The organism is Oculatella sp. LEGE 06141, from assembly GCF_015207605.1.
Taxonomy (GTDB): Bacteria; Cyanobacteriota; Cyanobacteriia; order Elainellales; family Elainellaceae; genus Oculatella.
The window spans coordinates 62881-80630 of record NZ_JADEWO010000015.1 but is presented as its reverse complement, the minus strand read 5'-3'; the positions used below and the strand labels follow the sequence as shown (position 1 = coordinate 80630).

At 51.1% G+C, this 17750-nt stretch carries 17 protein-coding genes; 10 read left to right on the top strand and 7 right to left on the bottom strand.

The genetic code is table 11. The annotated features are described in order from the left end of the window. Positions 1-472: 472 nt before the first annotated feature. Complete coding sequence (locus IQ268_RS12870) at positions 473-1405, top strand: hypothetical protein (protein ID WP_193879209.1); 933 nt, start codon at positions 473-475, stop codon at positions 1403-1405. A gap of 157 nt (positions 1406-1562) precedes the next feature. On the opposite strand, the gene clpP is transcribed toward IQ268_RS12870, so the two are convergent. The 3 genes from clpP to alaS all read right to left on the bottom strand — a co-directional run bounded on the left by clpP (position 1563) and on the right by alaS (position 5549). Then, positions 1563-2171 carry an ATP-dependent Clp endopeptidase proteolytic subunit ClpP gene (gene clpP, locus IQ268_RS12865; protein WP_193879206.1) on the bottom strand — a complete coding sequence of 203 codons (609 nt, stop codon included), beginning with the start codon at positions 2169-2171 and terminating at the stop codon, positions 1563-1565. Between the two features lie 65 nt (positions 2172-2236). After that, positions 2237-2557, bottom strand: a complete 321-nt coding sequence (locus IQ268_RS12860) for a hypothetical protein (protein ID WP_193879203.1) — start codon at positions 2555-2557, stop codon at positions 2237-2239. 370 nt (positions 2558-2927) lie between these two features. Next, positions 2928-5549, bottom strand: a complete 2622-nt coding sequence (gene alaS, locus IQ268_RS12855; protein WP_193879200.1) for an alanine--tRNA ligase — start codon at positions 5547-5549, stop codon at positions 2928-2930. 331 nt (positions 5550-5880) lie between these two features. On the opposite strand from alaS, the gene pip reads away from it, so the two are divergent. Further along, complete coding sequence (gene pip, locus IQ268_RS12850) at positions 5881-6828, top strand: prolyl aminopeptidase (RefSeq protein ID WP_193879197.1); 948 nt, start codon at positions 5881-5883, stop codon at positions 6826-6828. A 124-nt stretch (positions 6829-6952) separates the two neighbouring features. Here pip and IQ268_RS12845 read toward each other — a convergent pair whose 3' ends face one another. From IQ268_RS12845 to moaA, 3 genes are all read right to left on the bottom strand, one after another. After that, positions 6953-8011, bottom strand: a complete 1059-nt coding sequence (locus tag IQ268_RS12845; RefSeq protein ID WP_193879194.1) for a fatty acid desaturase — start codon at positions 8009-8011, stop codon at positions 6953-6955. 364 nt (positions 8012-8375) lie between these two features. Further along, a complete protein-coding gene (locus IQ268_RS12840; RefSeq protein WP_193879191.1) occupies positions 8376-8651 on the bottom strand; it encodes a hypothetical protein in 276 nt (91 codons plus the stop codon). A gap of 105 nt (positions 8652-8756) precedes the next feature. After that, a complete protein-coding gene (gene moaA / locus IQ268_RS12835; RefSeq protein WP_193879188.1) occupies positions 8757-9743 on the bottom strand; it encodes a GTP 3',8-cyclase MoaA in 987 nt (328 codons plus the stop codon). A 166-nt stretch (positions 9744-9909) separates the two neighbouring features. Between moaA and cbiD the strand changes: the two genes are divergently transcribed. The 5 genes from cbiD (at position 9910) to IQ268_RS12810 (ending at position 15877) form a co-directional block, all read left to right on the top strand. Then, complete coding sequence (cbiD, locus tag IQ268_RS12830; RefSeq protein WP_193879338.1) at positions 9910-11028, top strand: cobalt-precorrin-5B (C(1))-methyltransferase CbiD; 1119 nt, start codon at positions 9910-9912, stop codon at positions 11026-11028. A gap of 127 nt (positions 11029-11155) precedes the next feature. Then, positions 11156-12772 carry a glutamine-hydrolyzing GMP synthase gene (gene guaA / locus IQ268_RS12825; RefSeq protein WP_193879185.1) on the top strand — a complete coding sequence of 539 codons (1617 nt, stop codon included), beginning with the start codon at positions 11156-11158 and terminating at the stop codon, positions 12770-12772. 165 nt (positions 12773-12937) lie between these two features. Next, positions 12938-14431, top strand: a complete 1494-nt coding sequence (gene pap / locus IQ268_RS12820; protein ID WP_193879335.1) for a polyphosphate:AMP phosphotransferase — start codon at positions 12938-12940, stop codon at positions 14429-14431. 332 nt (positions 14432-14763) lie between these two features. After that, positions 14764-15165 (top strand): hypothetical protein, encoded by a 402-nt coding sequence (locus IQ268_RS12815; protein ID WP_193879182.1) that lies wholly within the window; start codon positions 14764-14766, stop codon positions 15163-15165. Positions 15166-15175: 10 nt separating this feature from the next. Further along, positions 15176-15877 (top strand): polysaccharide deacetylase family protein, encoded by a 702-nt coding sequence (locus IQ268_RS12810; RefSeq protein ID WP_193879332.1) that lies wholly within the window; start codon positions 15176-15178, stop codon positions 15875-15877. Positions 15878-15914: 37 nt separating this feature from the next. On the opposite strand, the gene IQ268_RS12805 is transcribed toward IQ268_RS12810, so the two are convergent. Beyond that, entirely contained in the window at positions 15915-16559 is a 645-nt protein-coding gene (locus tag IQ268_RS12805) for a hypothetical protein (protein ID WP_228035313.1), read from the bottom strand. 403 nt (positions 16560-16962) lie between these two features. Between IQ268_RS12805 and IQ268_RS12800 the strand changes: the two genes are divergently transcribed. The 3 genes from IQ268_RS12800 to IQ268_RS32245 all read left to right on the top strand — a co-directional run bounded on the left by IQ268_RS12800 (position 16963) and on the right by IQ268_RS32245 (position 17578). Then, positions 16963-17151: a CsbD family protein gene (locus IQ268_RS12800; protein ID WP_193879179.1), complete on the top strand. Its 189-nt coding sequence runs from the start codon at positions 16963-16965 to the stop codon at positions 17149-17151. A 116-nt stretch (positions 17152-17267) separates the two neighbouring features. Next, on the top strand, positions 17268-17393 hold the full coding sequence (locus IQ268_RS32880) for a hypothetical protein (RefSeq protein WP_255527186.1): 126 nt from the start codon (positions 17268-17270) through the stop codon (positions 17391-17393). A 20-nt stretch (positions 17394-17413) separates the two neighbouring features. Then, positions 17414-17578, top strand: coding sequence for a hypothetical protein (locus tag IQ268_RS32245; RefSeq protein ID WP_228035312.1), 165 nt, complete (start codon positions 17414-17416; stop codon positions 17576-17578). Positions 17579-17750: the final 172 nt, after the last annotated feature.

Sequence of the window (17750 nt, the reverse complement as noted above, 5' to 3'; positions counted from 1 at the left end):
TAACTATTAACTTAGCTTAACGTCTAAATAAACCTGGAAACCTCTGTTAGGTACAAATCTGTCTGGAAAGCAAACGGAATGGCAGAATGGCACTGAACCAGGGCGGGTGGACGCTGCTCCCATGTCACTCATACTGTGCCCCTCATACTGTGCCACCAGGGTGGTATCAAAGGACTATCAAGCTTTCAGCCATTCAATGCGGCCTGTCTCAGCATCGACTTATTTTCATCGACAGTGGATTAATGGTTAGGGATATCGATGGGTTCGGGCGAAGGACGTCTGCCAAACTATCAAGCCTGAGCCACCGATAGCCTATGGGGATTAAGGCAGATCTGTAAAGATATTGTGGTTGCAGAGGTAGGCAAAGCCAGGTTGGGCGATCGGTCAAAAACAGAGGTGTAGCTTTGCTCCTAGAATAGAGGCAACGATTTGCTGTCGTTCAATCCATTGCTCATTCATTGACTTGATTCCGTTGACACCTAATTTCTCTCACGTTCAAACCCTGATTCGTCAGTTTCAAAGCCGCTACCCTACGGGCAGCCTTGTCTCGGAACTGATCACCATTCATGACGGTAGCTATGTTATCCGAGCGCTGGTGCAGATGGGTAGCACCACTCTAGCGACGGGCATGGCAACGGCGGCAGATATTGAGGCGGCTGAAGACCGCGCCAAGGTGAGAGCGTTAACCGCCCTGGGGCTTGAACCGACCTCGATCGCGCCAGTCACACCAGTCACACCAGTCGCACCAGTCACACCAGTCGCTTCCGCCTCAGGTTTAAGTTTGGTTGACCCGCTCAGCGACCCGCCACCGCTTGCGTCACCGCCTGGTTTGAGAGCCGTTAAGGCTAAGTCAACGGCTGATTTTTCAGGATCGGCGAGTTCAACTGCAATGAATGGAACTGAGGTTGAGCCTGCCCCTAGTGCCTCATCGCTGATGGACTGGGATGCTCCTGCACCGTATGCGTCTCATGCATCTGCTGCCAGTCCGTCTTATTCCGAGCCGCAGGACGACCTGTTTTCTATAATCGACACGGACGCGCCTCTGCCAGAAATGGAGGTGGGTGCATACGAGGAACCCGATCTGGCTGAGATGAACTTTAACTCTGATCCGTTGCAAGGCGATGCCTCGCCTCAACTGCCGATCGACATGGTGGGTGAAAAGCCATCTCGTCGTCGCTCAACTGCCGCCAAAAGCCCTATTCCAGATGAACCGAACGATCGCTCGGATGAGTTGGCCAAAATTTGGGTAGAAATGAAGCGTCTCGGCTGGACAAAAGAACAGGGCCGGGACTACTTAAAGCAAACCTACGGCAAGCGATCGCGGCAAGAGTTGGATGATGAAGAACTGGTCGATTTCTTGCGCTATCTCGAATCGCAGCCGTCCTCTAGCGATTCACTGATTTAACTGCAAAACGTTTAAACGCAGAAAGGGCGAACAAGCGTTCGCCCTTTTCTTTTTGAATGAAAATGGGTGTAGGGGGAAAGCAGTTGGCAGACAATTGTTTAGCTATTCCATCCCATTTTGCTCTGCCTGCTTCGCCCCGACCTTGTATAAAAATCCTCTAGGCGTTGATTGGTTCCGGACGACTGCCGATCGCGTGTTTGTCAATCACCTGGTCGATTAACCCATACTCAAGAGACTCTTCGGCAGACATAAAAAAGTCGCGATCGGTATCTCGCTCAATGCGTTCCAGGGTTTGCCCGGTGTGCTTCACCAGCAGGTCATTGAGCCGCTGCTTGTGGTACAGAATTTCCTTAGCTTGAATTTCAATATCAGCCGCTTGCCCCTGCGCTCCCCCTAGCGGTTGGTGAATCATGATACGGGAATGGGGCAGGCTCATCCGTTTGCCTTTGGTGCCTGCCGTTAACAGGAACGCCCCCATGCTAGCCGCAAGCCCAACGCAGATGGTGCAGATGTCAGGACGGATGTGTTGCATGGTGTCATAGATGCCCATTCCGGCTGTCACCGAACCACCTGGAGAGTTGACGTAAATGTAAATATCTTTCTCTGGATCTTCTGCTTCTAGAAACAGCATTTGAGCCACAACCAGATTAGCGACGTCAGCATCAATGGGCTGTCCTAGAAAGATGATGCGTTCTCGCAAGAGGCGAGAATAAATGTCAAAGGCGCGTTCGCCACGACCAGATTGTTCAATTACGGTAGGAATCATGGAGCTTCTTTCTATACGTAGCTGTTCTAATTCTATCGATTTCGCGGCAGCTAGGGGTTGAGGGTTTACTCGCCAGTTTGGTCTAGCGCCATTCTCCCTAAAATAGACTGAAGTTTCATGCGGTGGATGTAGGGCCATCCCCCTTGAGCTTCGATGTCGCGCAGCAGTGCGTATAGTTCCTGGCGGCTATCGGGCAAGGTTTGCTGAAACATCTCATCTCTGATGTCGCGATGCAGCGCTTCTAATGTCCGCAAGATGGCTAATAGCGATCGCCCGTCCTGTTGATGGTGCATTGCTGTTTTGTTAATTAGAGCGGCGATCGCTTCTAGTTCGGCCTCTAATTGAGTTTGCGATTGTCCTGAACCAACACCGTTGTTATGAATCATGCTTAGTTTCCCTTTCAACCTGGCTCATACCCTACTTGCAATGGAGATTGGGCGATTGGTGTAACTACACCCTCCAATCAACGGGTTTCTAGAAGTGAGATATTGAAGAAAATGTACGCCAGGATAGATCCACTGTAGATGCCAAATGACCCGTCGTGAGGTACCGTTTGATACGGCTACTATCTTTAGTTTTGGGTAACAATCTTCTGGACTAAAACCTTAACATCACTGGTGTTCCAGCGCTATAGCATGGGTGTATCCAGTGCTGCGAAATCGTGAAGTTTATTCAAATCTTTACGCTGGTTGAGCAGCATCTTGGGTCTGTATCGCCAAAATGCTGCCCTTTCCCCAACTTTGAACTGGTTAGAGGTTAGCCCAAGCCAGTCTCCAATTCCTGCCGAGCGGTTTCTAGTGCCACTGCTAGTTGCTTGGGGTCGCGTCCACCCGCCTGTGCCAGGTTAGGACGGCCACCCCCACCCCCACCGCAAATTTTGGCGATCGCTCCAATAAATTTGCCAGCCTGTAAGCCTTTGTCGTTAACGCTCTTGCTAAAGGCTGCTACCAGGCTAACTTTGTCGGCTTCGGGCACTGAACCCAGCACAACAGCCGCATCACCCAGTTTTTTCTGCAAGCGTTCTGCCGCTGTTTTGAGGGATTCGGGATCTGCCCCTGCCATTTCGGCCACTAGTAGCTTAAAGGAGCCAACGGGTTGAGCCTGGTCAAGCAACTGATCTGATTTCGCCAGCGCCAGTTCAGCCCGCAATGTCTCTAGCTGTTTTTGCGTTTGCTTCAGTTCGATTTGCAGCGACGTGACGCGATCGGGCAATTCTTCTGGCTTGGCTTTGAAGCGTTCGCTCAAGTCGCGCACCACTTTGTCGCGCACGTTGAGGTAGTCCAATACAGCAGAGCCAGCAACCGCCTCAATGCGGCGAATGCCAGCCGCAACGCCCGACTCAGAGACAATCTTGAACACGCCAATTTCAGCCGTGTTGCTAACATGGGTGCCACCGCACAGTTCCATCGAAACGCCAGTAAAGTCCAGCACGCGCACTTCGTCACCATATTTTTCGCCAAACATGGCGGTTGCGCCTTTGGCTTTGGCTTCGGTCAACGGCATTACGGTGATGTGGGCGGTATGCGCTTCGGCAATCCAGGTGTTGACCTGTTCTTCAATTTGCTGAAGCTCATCCGGTGTGACAGGACGCGACAGGTTGAAGTCGAACCGGAGGCGATCGAACGCCACTAACGATCCAGCCTGCGAAATCGACTCATCCACAAATTTCTTCAGCGCCGCTTGCAGCAGGTGAGTTGCGCTATGGTTTGCCTGGGCACGACGGCGGCAGGCGCGATCGATCTGAGCCGACACCGTATCGCCCACCTTCAGCGTTCCCCGCTCAATTCGGCCAAAGTGGACAAAGAAATCTGATTCTTTTTGCACGTCTTCCACCCGCACCAGCAGGTCGTCGCCGGAGAGGTAGCCACGATCGCCAATTTGCCCACCCGATTCGGCATAGAACGGCGTTTGATCCAGAATAATTTGCACGGTTGCACCCGCAGATGCATGGTCAACCGCTTTGCCTTCTACCAGCAAGGCTGCCACCTGAGCAGAACTGGAGAACTCGGTATAGCCCAAAAACTCGGTTGAGTGGATGTGTTCGGCCAACTGATCGATCGAGCCTTGTACCGTCAGGTCAATGGTTTCGTGGGCAGCTTGCGATCGCTGCCGCTGTTTCTCCATTTCTGCCTCAAAGCCATCAGCATCCACAGTTAGCCCCTTCTCTTCGGCAACTTCCTGGGTTAACTCCAGCGGAAAGCCGTAGGTGTCGTACAGGACAAAGGCATCTTTGCCAGAAATCTGCTTCTTCGTCCGGGTAATGATTTCAGCCAGCAGCTTTTCACCCCGATCGAGGGTTTCCAAAAAGCGGGATTCTTCCAGTTGCAGTTCTGATTTAATCGAGGTTTCGCGCACCCGAACGTTGGGATAGGCATCTTCGCTAAGGGCGATCGCCGCTTCGGCCACCTCTGGTGTGAAGGGGCGATCGATACCAATGAGCCGTCCGTGCCGCACCACCCGCCGAATCAAGCGACGCAGCACATAGCCGCGATCGGTGTTAGATGGAGTTACGCCATCGGTAATGAGATGCACCACGGCTCGGATGTGATCCCCGATCACCTTTAGCGAGACTTGCGTTTTCTCGTCTGATGTGGCGTAGTCAATGCCAGCAATTGTTGCTGCGGTCTGCACGATCGGCAAGATCAGATCGGTTTCGTAGTTATTGGGCACCTGCTGCAAAATCTGTGCCATGCGCTCCAGCCCCAACCCTGTATCAATGTTTTGCGCCTGAAGTGGGGTAAGGTTGCCGTCTGCATCCCGGTTGTACTGCATGAACACCAGATTGTAGAACTCGATGAAGCGCGAGTCGTCTTCTAAATCAATCGTGTCATCGCCCCGTTCGGGATGAAAGTCGTAGTACAGCTCAGAACAAGGGCCACAGGGACCTGTAGGGCCAGAAGTCCAAAAGTTATCCGCTTCATCCATGCGAATAATGCGGTGGGAGGGAATGCCAATCTGGTCACGCCAGATGGCAAACGCCTCTTCATCTTCACGAAAGACGCTGACCACCACCCGTTCGGCTGGCAACCCAAACACCTCAGTAGACAGTTCCCACGCCCAGGCGATCGCCTTCTCTTTAAAGTAGTCGCCAAAGCTAAAGTTCCCCAACATCTCGAAGAAAGTATGGTGACGCGCTGTGCGTCCCACATTTTCAATATCGTTGGTGCGGATGCACTTCTGCGAGGTAGTGGCACGCAAAAACTCCGACTTTCGCTGCCCCAAGAAGATCGGCTTAAAGGGCAACATTCCGGCGATCGTCAGCAGCACCGTCGGATCTTCGGGCACCAGAGAGGCACTGGGCAATATTTGATGGCCTCTAGCTGCATAGAAATCGAGAAAGGTTTGCCGAATTTGAGCGCCGCTGAGAGACTTAAACATGGGATTATCTACGGTTCAGGCTGCAAGTTGGACAGGATTAGGGAAGCGGTAACGGTCAGATGGTGAAATACAAGGATCGATCGCTAGATTCTTAATTCTAAACGGTCGGTTCGTTGACTTGAGATCTCAAAAAGAGAACCCAAGCCAGTGCTTCATGTCTATTCTCAATCATGTGTTGCAATTCGACAAAACGAGTCGGAGCAACCCCCGCTTGCAGGCATAAAGGCACAGCCGTGAAAAGATAGAGCCTGATGCACCAAGCCATCCGCTACTGTAAAGTTGTCCTCAAGGCTATTCTGGCTTGAATGTCATACTGCTGAGCTGTAAAACTGTGAGAGAGCTATATCCCCCCATTGAGCCGTATCATACTGGAACGCTGCCAGTATCGGATTTACACACCCTCTACTTTGAACAAGTAGGCAACCCTGAAGGAACACCTGTTGTTTTCTTGCATGGTGGGCCAGGGGGGGGCTGCATTCCCGCCTATCGTCAGTATTTTGATCCGCAAAAGTGGCGGGTGGTGCTGTTTGATCAGCGTGGTTGTGGCCGCAGTACGCCCCATGCTGAGTTACGGCAGAATACAACCTGGGATTTGGTGAATGATATTGAACAGTTGCGATCGCATCTCAATATCAAGCAGTGGACGGTGTTTGGTGGCAGTTGGGGCAGCACCTTATCGCTGGCTTATGCTCAAACCCATCCCGATCGCTGTACAGGGTTGATATTGCGCGGTATTTTCTTGTTGCGGCAGCAGGAATTGCAGTGGTTTTACCAGGAGGGGGCAAGCAAGATCTTTCCAGATGCCTGGGAGCGTTACCTTGAACCGATTCCACCCGAGGAACACCACGACTTGATTGCAGCCTACTATACGCGGCTGACCAGTTCAGATCCCCATGTTCGATTAGAAGCGGCTCGCGCCTGGTCGGTGTGGGAGGCCAGTACGAGTAAGCTCTATCCCGATCAGGGGTTGCAACAGGCGTTTGGCCAAGATGAGTTTGCAGCGGCGTTTGCTCGAATTGAATGCCACTACTTTGTTAATAAGGGCTTCTTAGAAACGGAAGATCAGCTATTACGGCAGTGCGATCGCATTAGGCATCTGCCGACGATAATTGTGCAGGGACGCTACGACGTGGTGTGCCCGATGGTGTCGGCCTGGGATTTACATAAAGCGTTTCCAGAAGCGGAGTTTAGGGTGATTCCAGATGCCGGACACTCAATGGCGGAACCGGGCATTCGTTCGGCGTTGATCGAGGCGAGCGATCGCTTTGCCCATCTGTAAATTCATCAAAAAAGTCATCGAATGCGGCTGCTTTGGGGGGGGAGGTGCGGCTCTCCAGCAACCAACAAAAAAGTCGGTAGGCATTTGCCTACCGACTTTTATCGCAGCTTAACGAGCGCCTTAATTACTGGCGAGCGTCATGATGCTCTTGAAAGGACTGATAGCATGTTTCAGCCGAATATAGATGGCAGCGATCGGTAATGCGACGCATCAGCGCCCACGAAAACTGACTTTCTGGCCGCATCAGTGCCCCCCAGTTGGATTGCAAACTTTGATGTGCCATCCGCAGCTTATAGGACGGAATTGCCGTCGAGATGTGGTGCGGCACGTGGACGTTAATATCGTGGCAAAGAACTTCGACCCAGCGGGGATAGTTGCAGTGAATGGTGCCTGTTAGTTGCGCCTGAGCCGCGTTCCAGTTATCAACGGTTTCAAATGGAATCTCTGGATCGGTGTGATGCACCAGTGTAAACGTACTCATCCAGAAGTGATAAACCATCCAGGGCAGTAACCAAAATTTGACAAAGCCCCATATCCCCGTTGTTGCAATTAACAGCGGAAAGGCGATCGCCCCAAACACAACGACTACCCCAATGGATAACTTAATTTTGTCTCGATCTTTGGGCGCAAAATTGGCTAAATCAAAATGAAGCCCAAAGCAATGGACGATAGACGCAATCCACCAAAAACGACCTCGCAACGCTTCATATCCCTTCCGTCTGAACGGATCAACCTGGTCGTATAACTCAGGCTGAAATGGTTGCCACGCATTGTCAATGTCGAGTTTGTTGGTATGCGTGTGGTGGTAATTGTGGAGAATGCGCCAGCTATGGAATGGATACATCAATGGCATCATCAGTACATGCCCGACCAGGTCATTAACCCAGCGTCGGTTGGCAAACGAGCGATGCCCACAATCGTGCGCGACAACAAACCACCCCGTAAGAGCTGTTCCAGTGAAAATCCAGGCTATAGGCAAGAGAAACCAGGGGGCGATCGCAATCCCGCAGTAGCCTAGAAAGACCGCAGCAATGCTAACCGCGACTGAAGACCATGCCTTAAGCCGATCTTTCTTGAAACAGTCGGGTGGCAAAGTCTGCAAAATCTCTTTAAGACGGAGGTTTGAGCCGATTTCAGTGGTGGCAGTCGCCACATTCTCGCCGTTTACTGTTGATGCAGTCATGAACAATTGAAATTCTCCAGTACTGGTTGACGAAACGTGTATTTTCGCACTTAAAAAGCCTGCTAAGTCTATTGCATAGACAGATAGCAGGCAACGCCTTCTATACGCTTGTCTATTGGCTTGTTACTGAAGTATTCGGTAGCGTAAATTACGACCGGGCACTCAGTTAACAAACCTCAACATTTATAACACAGACTCCTTGCCCTCGCTAGATTTCTTCATGTCGCAGAGCGGCGGAATCGAGACTGAAGAGCAGTGCAAAGGAGGTCGCTTGATGGGCGGCGATCGCAATAGAACATCAGGCTTGCTCGTCAGTTTTGCAAGCAAAAACCTAACCTGGCAATGCGACTCATCCTGAACGGTTCTATTCGTGATTGGACGACTGATGGCTGGCAGCCATGCGCTGCTGCTTGAGGGTTTGTAGCTGCTGCAACAGCGCTTCTGTTTCGGCCTGAAGGTGCAACAGTTCAGCCTGGTGGTTCTGCTGATAGGGCAATTGACGTGCTGACGAATGGGAAGAAGCGTCTCCCGTGCAGTTAGACAATGGAGCGGAGTCGCTTGCAGAACCGGGTTCGTAGACTACAGCCTGAGGATTAGGCGGAGCAGACAATCGATTTGGAACTAAAATCGTGCTAGTCATTATTACTCATTCACACCACTGAGGTATTGTAGCTTATACTCCGAATCTGATTGTATTGGATCTGTCAAGTGATGCACTTAACCATGTGGCGGTTTTTCAACTGAGCTATCCGCCAATTTGTGACATCGTGCGCCCGTAGATCCCTGTTGTTCCAGATTCTCGCTGCTTGAAGTTGATCTCAGATTTGAAGGTCAGTAGCTGTTGTACCTGTGCCTGAAGCGTAGAGGGTGAAATCCCAGAACGGAGTGCCGTCCTAAAATCAATTTGCCCTGTTTCATTCAACAAGCAAGGCCGTAGCCACCCATCTGCCGAAAGGCGCATTCGGTTACAGCGATCGCAAAAACATTCTGACATTTGGCTAATGAACCCCAGTGTTCCCCTAGCTCCCGGAATTTGGAACACGTCGGCGGGGCCATTGCCACGCACCTGCCCTTCTGTTAACCCCCAGCGCTGCCGAATTTGCTGCCGCAGATCCTCTGAGTTCACCCAACCGCTGTGGTTGAACAACCCTGCATTGCCGATGGGCATGAATTCAATAAAGCGCACATGCCACTCTCGCTCGATGCTTAGCGCGGCTAAGTCTAATATTTCGTGATCGTTAATGCCCGGAATCACAACGACGTTTAGCTTCAGCGGATTGAACCCAACCCGATGGGCGGTTTGGATGCCATTCCACACTTGCTGCCAGCGCGATCGCCCACGGTTGCCGCTCATGCGATCGAACGTTTCTGGTTCTAACGAATCCAGGCTGATGTTGATGCGTCGCAGCCCAGCGTCATATAGATCGTGTGCCATACCCGCCAACAAAAAAGCGTTGGTGGTCATAGACAGGTCTTCTGTTTCAGGGCAGTTGGCGATCGATCGCACTATATCTACCACCCCACGCCGCAGCAAGGGTTCTCCTCCAGTTAAGCGAAACCGAGTAAAGCCGCAGGGGATAAACACCTCCCGTACCAGCGTTATCAGTTCGTCGTGAGTTAGTACATCCTGCTGCTGAATGTAGTCCAGTTCTGCGCCCTCTGGCATACAGTACTGACATTGAAAGTTGCAGCGATCGATCAGACTAATCCGCAGGTAATCGACTCGATTCACGGTTTTTGCCGATCCTTAAACTATTGCAAATATTGTGCAAATATTGCGTTGACCTATCCTTGATCTTATCGAACGCGTCAAACTGCCAGAACCCGATCGCATTTGGTTTGTCGCTCAAGGCAAGATGAAGTAGATGATGTAGTGCAACGCCTTGGCTAATTTAGCGATCGACTCTACCCCTCCTCGTTCTGGCTACACGTTGCCAGTCTTTGCCTGTGCGGCGGCGATCGCTGCTCTCCGCTGGTTGCGCCAGGACGTAACCTCGTTATCTGAAGTGTCTGTTCATTTGATCGAGCCAGCCCAAACGGCAACGATTCCGATTGAACAAGTCGCACGGTTGACCGCGAACTCGGCTCTGGCGATTACCCGCAGCGATCCTGGTGATAACCTGGACTTAACCCGGCATACGCCAGTATGGGCGGTTGTGGAGCGGAACGTACCCGATCAAACCGAGCCGATTGTGCTGCTGGGCGGAGATGGGATTGGGCAACGGGTAGATGCCGGGTCACAGCCTGCCATTTATGCCTATGCGCGTCGGCTGTTGCAAGAAAACCTGGCGGGCTGGCTGCAAGCGAATGAAACGGTGCGGGTCACTATTATTTTGCCCGAAGGAAAAGCGCTGGCTGAACGCACCTCCAATGCGGCGTTTGGAGTGGTGGAAGGACTGTCGCTACTGGGCACGTCTGGCATTGCCCATCCCTTGAGTGCGCCGGGTCAGTTAGACCTGTTTCGAGCAGAGTTGCGCCAAAAAGCCAACCTGCATGATGGGCTGGTTTTTTGCATTGGCGAAAATGGTTTGGATCTGGCTCTACGCTCCGGTATTCCAGCCGATCGCCTGATCAAAACAGCAAACTGGTTGGGTTCGTTGCTGGTGGAAGCCGGAATTCAAGGCGTGTCGCGGGTGTTGCTGTTTGGCTATCACGGGAAACTGATGAAGCTGGCGGGCGGCATTTTCCATACGCATCACCACGTAGCGGATGGGCGGCACGAAATTTTGGCGGCTCACTGTGCCAATCAAGGCTTACCCACGGCTGAAGTGCAGGCTGTCTTTAATAGCGCCACGGCTGAAGCGGCATTAAGCCATCTGCGGCTGCTGGATGCGGAGGGCAGTCGTTGGGTCGAACAGGTGTATGGCGCGATCGCTCGTCAAATTGAACAACGCTCTCAGGACTATATTCGAACACACAGCGATCGCACAGTTGCAGTGGGCGCTATCCTGTTTGATCGCGATCGCAGAATTATCACTCGCGGCAAAACCGCCGTCGAACTTCTCCCCCATCTCTGATATTCTGGTTAGAATATCTAAAATAATAAGTTCTGTTTCTTCTTAATCTTTTTTTTCATACAGGCGGTATAAAAGCTGTTTTATTCGTTTATTCGATCCATTCTAGGCTTTATATCAGGAATCTCCGGTGTCTCTTCAAACTGAACAACCGCTCCAATCCTCTTCAGACGCTTCGCTTAATCGACTCGATCGCCAGATGATCGTCATTCTGGATTTTGGCTCTCAGTATTCTGAGTTAATTGCCCGTCGAATTCGTGAAACTCAAGTCTACTCAGAGGTTCTCTCTTACCGCACGACACCAGAGCAGTTAAAGCAACTCAACCCTAAAGGGATTATCTTCTCGGGTGGCCCCAGTTCTGTTTATGATGTGGGCGCTCCGCACTGCGATCCGGGAATTTGGGATCTGGGGATTCCCGTGCTGGGTGTGTGCTACGGAATGCAACTGATGGTGCAGCAACTCGGTGGTGAAGTGGAACGAGCCGAGCGGGGTGAGTATGGTAAAGCATCGCTTTATATCGACGATCCAACCGATTTATTAACAAACGTGGAAGACGGCACCACTATGTGGATGAGCCACGGAGATTCGGTGGCTCGCTTGCCCGGTGGATTTGAACTGCTGGCTCACACAGACAACACGCCCTGTGCGGCGATCGCCCATCACGAACGGAAGTTGTACGGAGTACAGTTTCATCCCGAAGTGGTTCATTCGGTGGGCGGGTTGGCCTTAATTCGCAACTTTGTTTATCACGTTTGCGACTGCGAACCCACCTGGACAACCTCTGCCTTTGTTGAGGAAGCCGTGCGAGAAATTCGTGCCAAAGTCGGCGATAAGCGGGTGCTGCTAGCGCTGTCTGGCGGGGTTGATTCCTCAACGCTGGCCTTTCTGCTGCATCGAGCCATTGGCGACCAGTTGACCTGTGTCTTTATCGATCAGGGCTTCATGCGAAAATACGAACCCGAACGGCTCGTCAAGCTATTTCAGGAGCAGTTTCATATTCCGGTGGAGTATGTTGATGCCCGTGAGCGTTTTCTCTCGCAGATTGAGGGAATCAGCGATCCTGAAGTGAAGCGCAAGCGCATTGGGCACGAGTTTATTCAAGTGTTTGAAGAAGAATCTAAACGGCTGGGGCCATTTGACTACCTGGCTCAGGGCACACTCTATCCCGATGTGATTGAGTCTGCTGATACCAATGTTGACCCGAAGACGGGAGAGCGGGTTGCCGTTAAGATCAAGAGCCACCACAACGTTGGCGGACTGCCAAAAGATCTGCGGTTCAAGCTGGTTGAGCCGTTGCGGAAGCTGTTTAAAGACGAAGTCCGCAAAGTGGGGCGATCGATCGGGTTGCCCGAAGAAATTGTGAATCGCCATCCGTTTCCTGGCCCCGGCTTGGCTATTCGAATTTTGGGTGAAGTATCAGATGACAAGCTGGATATTTTGCGCGATGCCGACTATATTGTGCGTCAAGAGATCAATCGTCGGGGGATGTACCACGATTTTTGGCAAGCCTTTGCCGTCTTATTACCCATCCGTAGTGTAGGTGTCATGGGCGACCAGCGTACCTACGCTTACCCCATTGTTCTACGATTGGTTTCCAGCGAAGATGGGATGACTGCGGACTGGTCTCGCGTCCCTTATGACTTCCTGGAAACGGTATCCAACCGTATCGTTAATGAAGTCAGGGGCGTTAATCGCGTGGTGTACGATATCACCTCCAAACCACCTGGCACGATTGAATGGGAGTAAGCGTTACCAGTGGTAACGTGGTTTAAAACGGTACATCAGCCCTAACGTCTTGCCGCTAGCAAACGTAATATAAACGAACAGTTTTCTAAAGATTTCTGTGGAAAACCTACTTAAATCTGTGGAAAACTGTGCATTGCTGTGGAAAACTTGGTGGGAAACGTACTCATGCTCGATGCCCTCGATCTCAGTACAACGCTTGATAAGGATACCTATCGTACTCAGTTAGAGGCACTGATGCTGCGGCTGCGATCGCTGCAAGCGGCCTGCTGGGAAAAGCGATTGCTGACGGTGATTGTGCTGGAAGGGTGGGCTGCTGCCGGAAAAGGATCGATCGTTAAAAAACTGGCAGACTGCATGGATCCTAGAGGGTTCACGGTTTATCCCATCTTGACTCCGACCGCAGATGAACGCCGTTATCCATTGTTATGGCGCTTTTGGCAAAAGCTGCCTGCCCGAGGCAAAATTGGCTTGTATTACCACAGTTGGTACATGCATGTTCTGGAAGATCGGCTGTTCGATCACCTTCCAGATGGCCAGGTTCCGAGGGTGATGCAGCAAATCAATGCCTTTGAGCGACAGTTAGCAGATGATGGTGTAGCGATCGCCAAATTTTGGATTCACCTCAGCCAGGATGAATTGAAGCGTCGGTTAAAGAAGTATGCAGGCGATCCGCTGGAGGCGTGGCGGGTGCGGCCAGAAGATTGGCAGCAGCACAAGTCCTACGATCGCTATTCTACTCTGGCCGAAGAGATGCTAGTTCAAACCAGTACTGGTGCGGCTCCCTGGACGTTGGTAGAGGGCAATTGCCAGCGCTGGGCCAGGGTAAAGGTGTTGACGCAGGTGGCCGCTGTGTTAACTGAAGCGCTTGATCGGGCGGCGGCAACCAGCCCGCCACTCCAGATGCCGCTGCAAGAACGGTTAGAACCGACCGAACCCGACCTGCTGGCTCAAGTGGACTTGAGTTTGAGCTTATCCGAAGACGATTACAAAGACCAGCTCAAGCACGAACAGGTAGAGTTGCGAAAGCTGCAACTCAAAATTCATAACCATCAGGTGCCAGTGCTGGCTATCTTCGAGGGCTGGGATGCTGCCGGAAAAGGGGGAGCCATCAAACGTCTGACCGATACGCTCGATCCGCGCAGTTATTTTGTCTATGCCTTTGCTGCTCCAACCGATGAGGAAAAGCAGCATCATTATCTCTGGCGGTTTTGGCGACAGTTGCCTACGGGTGGCACCATTGGAATTTTCGATCGCAGTTGGTATGGACGAGTTCTGGTAGAGCGCATCGAGCGGTTTGCCACCGATTTAGAATGGCGGCGAGCCTATCGGGAAATCAACGAATTTGAATCACAGTTGGTCGATGCGGGCTATGTGCTGCTGAAGTTTTGGCTGGATATCAGTCCAGAAGAGCAGCTTAAACGGTTTGAACTACGAGACGATGACCCGTTTAAGCAGCACAAACTCACGGACGAAGACTGGCGCAACCGAGAGAAATGGTCGCTATACAATGTGGCGGTTAATCAGGCCATTCTCCGGACTCATACGCCACAAGCGCCCTGGCATCTTGTTGCAGCCAATGACAAACATTATGCGCGAGTGAAAGTGATTCAAACCGTCACCCAGGCGATTCAAGCTGAATTGAAGCGCCGTAAAACCTGATGCTGTTCGAACACCCCTCCAGAGAACGTCTGGCCACTTCAAAAAACCGTTTTTCAACTTACAGCAGTTCTCAATCGAGTCAGCCACAGTCTCGTTAAGATGGGCGTAGGGTTTGGAGTGTGGTGAATGCAAATGAAAATGGCTGTAAATACAAGTTTGTTGCGTTTGATTTCGTTTGCAGAAAAATTGTTAAACGTTACGGGTTGAAGGCTAAGAAAAATGGAAACGCCCCACCCTAAAGGATGAACCTGAAAGAGATGGGCAGAGCCATTCTGCTTCATAAACCCAGCGCTATTGAATGGTGATGAGGTTCTATATTACGGATAGCGTCTATGCAGACTATGAACCTCTCACGAAACTATGTCCTGGTCTTAGGTCAACAGTGTGATGATCTGCGAATGTTAGAGTCATCCTTGGCGCAACTGAGTTGTCCGCTGGTGTTTGCCCACTCGATGGATCAAGTAACGTTCAACACCGAGCAATCCACTCCAGCGTTAGTGATTCTGGCAGGAAGCCGTCACGAATGGTCAGATCTGTTGGTTAACGGGTTGCGTCATCTGGCGGACGCATGTGGAACAACGATTGTGGCTTTAACAGACTGTAATGCTCCCAGTTGGCTAGAACAGGAGGATAATCCAGGGCTTGATGGGTTTCTAGTGCGACCGTTGACCGGAGACGTGCTGACCTCGTTGGTGCAGTCGGCCTGGGTTAGACGAGCTTGCCATACCAGTTAATGACATGCCAATGCAGTTTGCGCCGGTTTATCCTGTTTTATATCGACTTCTCAAGCCTACGTTCTCTGCTTGTTTGTGGGCAGGGGATGTAACATCCAAGACGATCGCCCTAACGTTTGATGATGGGCCGCATCCGCAACACACGCTGCAACTGTTGCAGGTACTCGATCGCTACCAGGTTACCGCCAGTTTTTTCTGGTTGGGCGTTTGTGTAAACCGCAGTCCAGATGTGGCGCAGGCGGTCTGGCAACGGGGGCATTGGGTGGGGTTACACGGTTATCAGCATCGGCTGTTTCCTCGACTTTCGGTGAGCGAGCTGCGGCAAAGCCTGGAGCAGACGCAGGCGGCGATCGCCCAAGCTTGCCACATTAGTATTGCTGATGCACAGCAGCGGGTTCGTGATGTGCGCCCTCCGGTGGGTGTGTTTACGCCGCAAACGTTAGCCTACTTTCGGCAGTGGAACTATCGTCCGGTGATGTGGAGCGTTGTCCCAGAAGACTGGCTGCGTCCCGGCGTTGCGGTGACAGTGCAACGTGTGTTAGCCCAAACCCAAAACGGTTCACTGATTGTGTTGCATGATGGCTATTATGGAGGCCAAGATGTAGCGGCGATCGCGGATCAGCTCATTCCACGCTTGTTGCAGCAGGGCTATCAGTTTGTCACCGTTGATCAACTCTGGCAGCAGAAAATTAACGGTTTGCTGCCGCGCTAGTTCAATTGAGACGCAGAAACCCATTGCTCAACTCTGCTCAATTCGCCGATTCCACTTCAAAGTTAGGCCAGGTGACAAAGCCTTCAACCCGGCATCCTAAAGCCTCTAGCCATTCCACCAGTTCGTGGTTGCTGTTGTGAACTAACGTATAGACCTGATCGTCTTGCACGAAGCTTAGTCCGCTGTCAGGGTGAACCACTTCAGTTTGCAGGTTGCGCTGATAGCGACGATCTAATCTATCCACTAACCGGGTAACGCTGGTTGCAGCTACGGGAACGCTGTGCAAAACCGCTTGCCAGTTTGAACCGAGAGATTGTCGCAAACTCTCAAAATTTTCGTATTGACGCCTACCTAATGTTGCTGGCGTTGGTAGCAGCAGGGCTGCGAGTCCGCTGGTCAGGTTTTGTTGCTTCAAAGCAAAGTAGCGCCAATCGCCATAGGTGTATTGAATTAAAGAGCCATCTGGCTCTGGCAGCGTGAGCCGGGAATGGTAGCCGTAGTCTGTCACATAAACGGTAACCAGACTTACCGGAGCCGCAGGGGGAAAAATAACCGTTGGCGTACGGATAAGAACAAACCCAATCCAGCTCAACATCAGGATCACGAAGGCTAGAACCGCTATGCAGCGAACCGGATTCACCCTCCTTCGCAAGCGGCGAATGGTTCGAGTGCGAATGGGCATTGTCTTTAGAGCTAAGTCAGGCGACTAGAGCCATCATTCTATGCCAGATCAAGTAACAACAACGTTTGAGTTTAATAAAGACTAATTTCTTAATTTATTGAATATATTAACTGTATTCAAACGGTTTCATTATAATCATCCGTTTGACTGATGCAATCCTTGAAATTAAATTGGATCAACTCTTTTGAAAATCAACTGGATACAGAAGGCAGACACTGACAGCGATTCAGCCCCTTTCATTATTAAGGACTAAATGTAGCCGTCAATGTCCCTGGACAGATGCACAATATTTCTTTGGGCAGAACCAAAACGCAATTATTTTAATTACATTAGGAGCATAAACGAAGCAATAAACCGCTTCTACCTCAAAATAAACAACGTTCAACCTTTGGAGGCTTACTAAATGAGTATTGAAGATAGAATAGAGGCCACTGCTAAGAATATCGAAGGCAAGGCTCAAGAGTTTGCTGGGGAAGTCACTGGCGACCCGAAAGATAAAGCCGAAGGTAGAGCGAAACAATCTGAAGCGGCACTTCGCCATTCAGTTGAAGATGTTAAAGATGATGCAAAACGAGTGATCGATCAAGCGTAAGCTGAGTTCGGTCTCTAGAATTTCTCCAAAATTTCAGAGGTGCTATTACTTGGTTGAGTAATGCGGATTGGTGGGACGCAACGGTGCGTCCTATTTTTTTGAGCAATTTTTGAGCAATGGTGCTTGAGCGTTTAGGTGTTGGGTGTTGGGTGTTAGGGGCGATCGCAGGGCTGTATGGCGCAATTTGTGTCGGCTTTGTTACGGTACCCCGACCAACGTTTCAGATTCCATCGAGCCAATGACTGTGGTAATGACTGTGGTAATGACGACCGTGATTGCGGCACTGACGGTTTGTCATCTCGATACCAGATTGGCGTTGTTTACTGTGGTGATACTGGGAGGGCTTCAAATGTTGTTTGGGGTGTTGCGGCAGGGGCAGTACATTAACCCTGATGCCCTACACCGTAATTTCTGGCTTCGTCTCTAGAATTGGCGTCGTTATCATCCTGACCGAATAAGAGCTAAGTTCAAAGCAGCAGACGGTTGAGAGCCGTGGTTGAGTTGAAGCTTGTCTGTCACCGCTGGCTTGAATCGATAGGAAAGCGATCGACGATGTCATCATTGTCATGAAATTGTCATAAAATTGTCATGAAACCGTA

Coding starts and splice junctions, on each gene's coding strand:
- clpP (WP_193879206.1), bottom strand. CDS start 2,171: ATGATTCCTACCGTAATTGAACAATCTGGTCGTGGCGAACGCGCCTTT.
- IQ268_RS12860 (WP_193879203.1), bottom strand. CDS start 2,557: ATGATTCATAACAACGGTGTTGGTTCAGGACAATCGCAAACTCAATTA.
- alaS (WP_193879200.1), bottom strand. CDS start 5,549: ATGTTTAAGTCTCTCAGCGGCGCTCAAATTCGGCAAACCTTTCTCGAT.
- IQ268_RS12845 (WP_193879194.1), bottom strand. CDS start 8,011: ATGACTGCATCAACAGTAAACGGCGAGAATGTGGCGACTGCCACCACT.
- IQ268_RS12840 (WP_193879191.1), bottom strand. CDS start 8,651: ATGACTAGCACGATTTTAGTTCCAAATCGATTGTCTGCTCCGCCTAAT.
- pap (WP_193879335.1), top strand. CDS start 12,938: ATGCTCGATGCCCTCGATCTCAGTACAACGCTTGATAAGGATACCTAT.
- IQ268_RS12815 (WP_193879182.1), top strand. CDS start 14,764: ATGCAGACTATGAACCTCTCACGAAACTATGTCCTGGTCTTAGGTCAA.
- IQ268_RS12810 (WP_193879332.1), top strand. CDS start 15,176: ATGCAGTTTGCGCCGGTTTATCCTGTTTTATATCGACTTCTCAAGCCT.
- IQ268_RS12805 (WP_228035313.1), bottom strand. CDS start 16,559: ATGCCCATTCGCACTCGAACCATTCGCCGCTTGCGAAGGAGGGTGAAT.
- IQ268_RS12800 (WP_193879179.1), top strand. CDS start 16,963: ATGAGTATTGAAGATAGAATAGAGGCCACTGCTAAGAATATCGAAGGC.
- IQ268_RS32880 (WP_255527186.1), top strand. CDS start 17,268: ATGGTGCTTGAGCGTTTAGGTGTTGGGTGTTGGGTGTTAGGGGCGATC.
- IQ268_RS32245 (WP_228035312.1), top strand. CDS start 17,414: ATGACGACCGTGATTGCGGCACTGACGGTTTGTCATCTCGATACCAGA.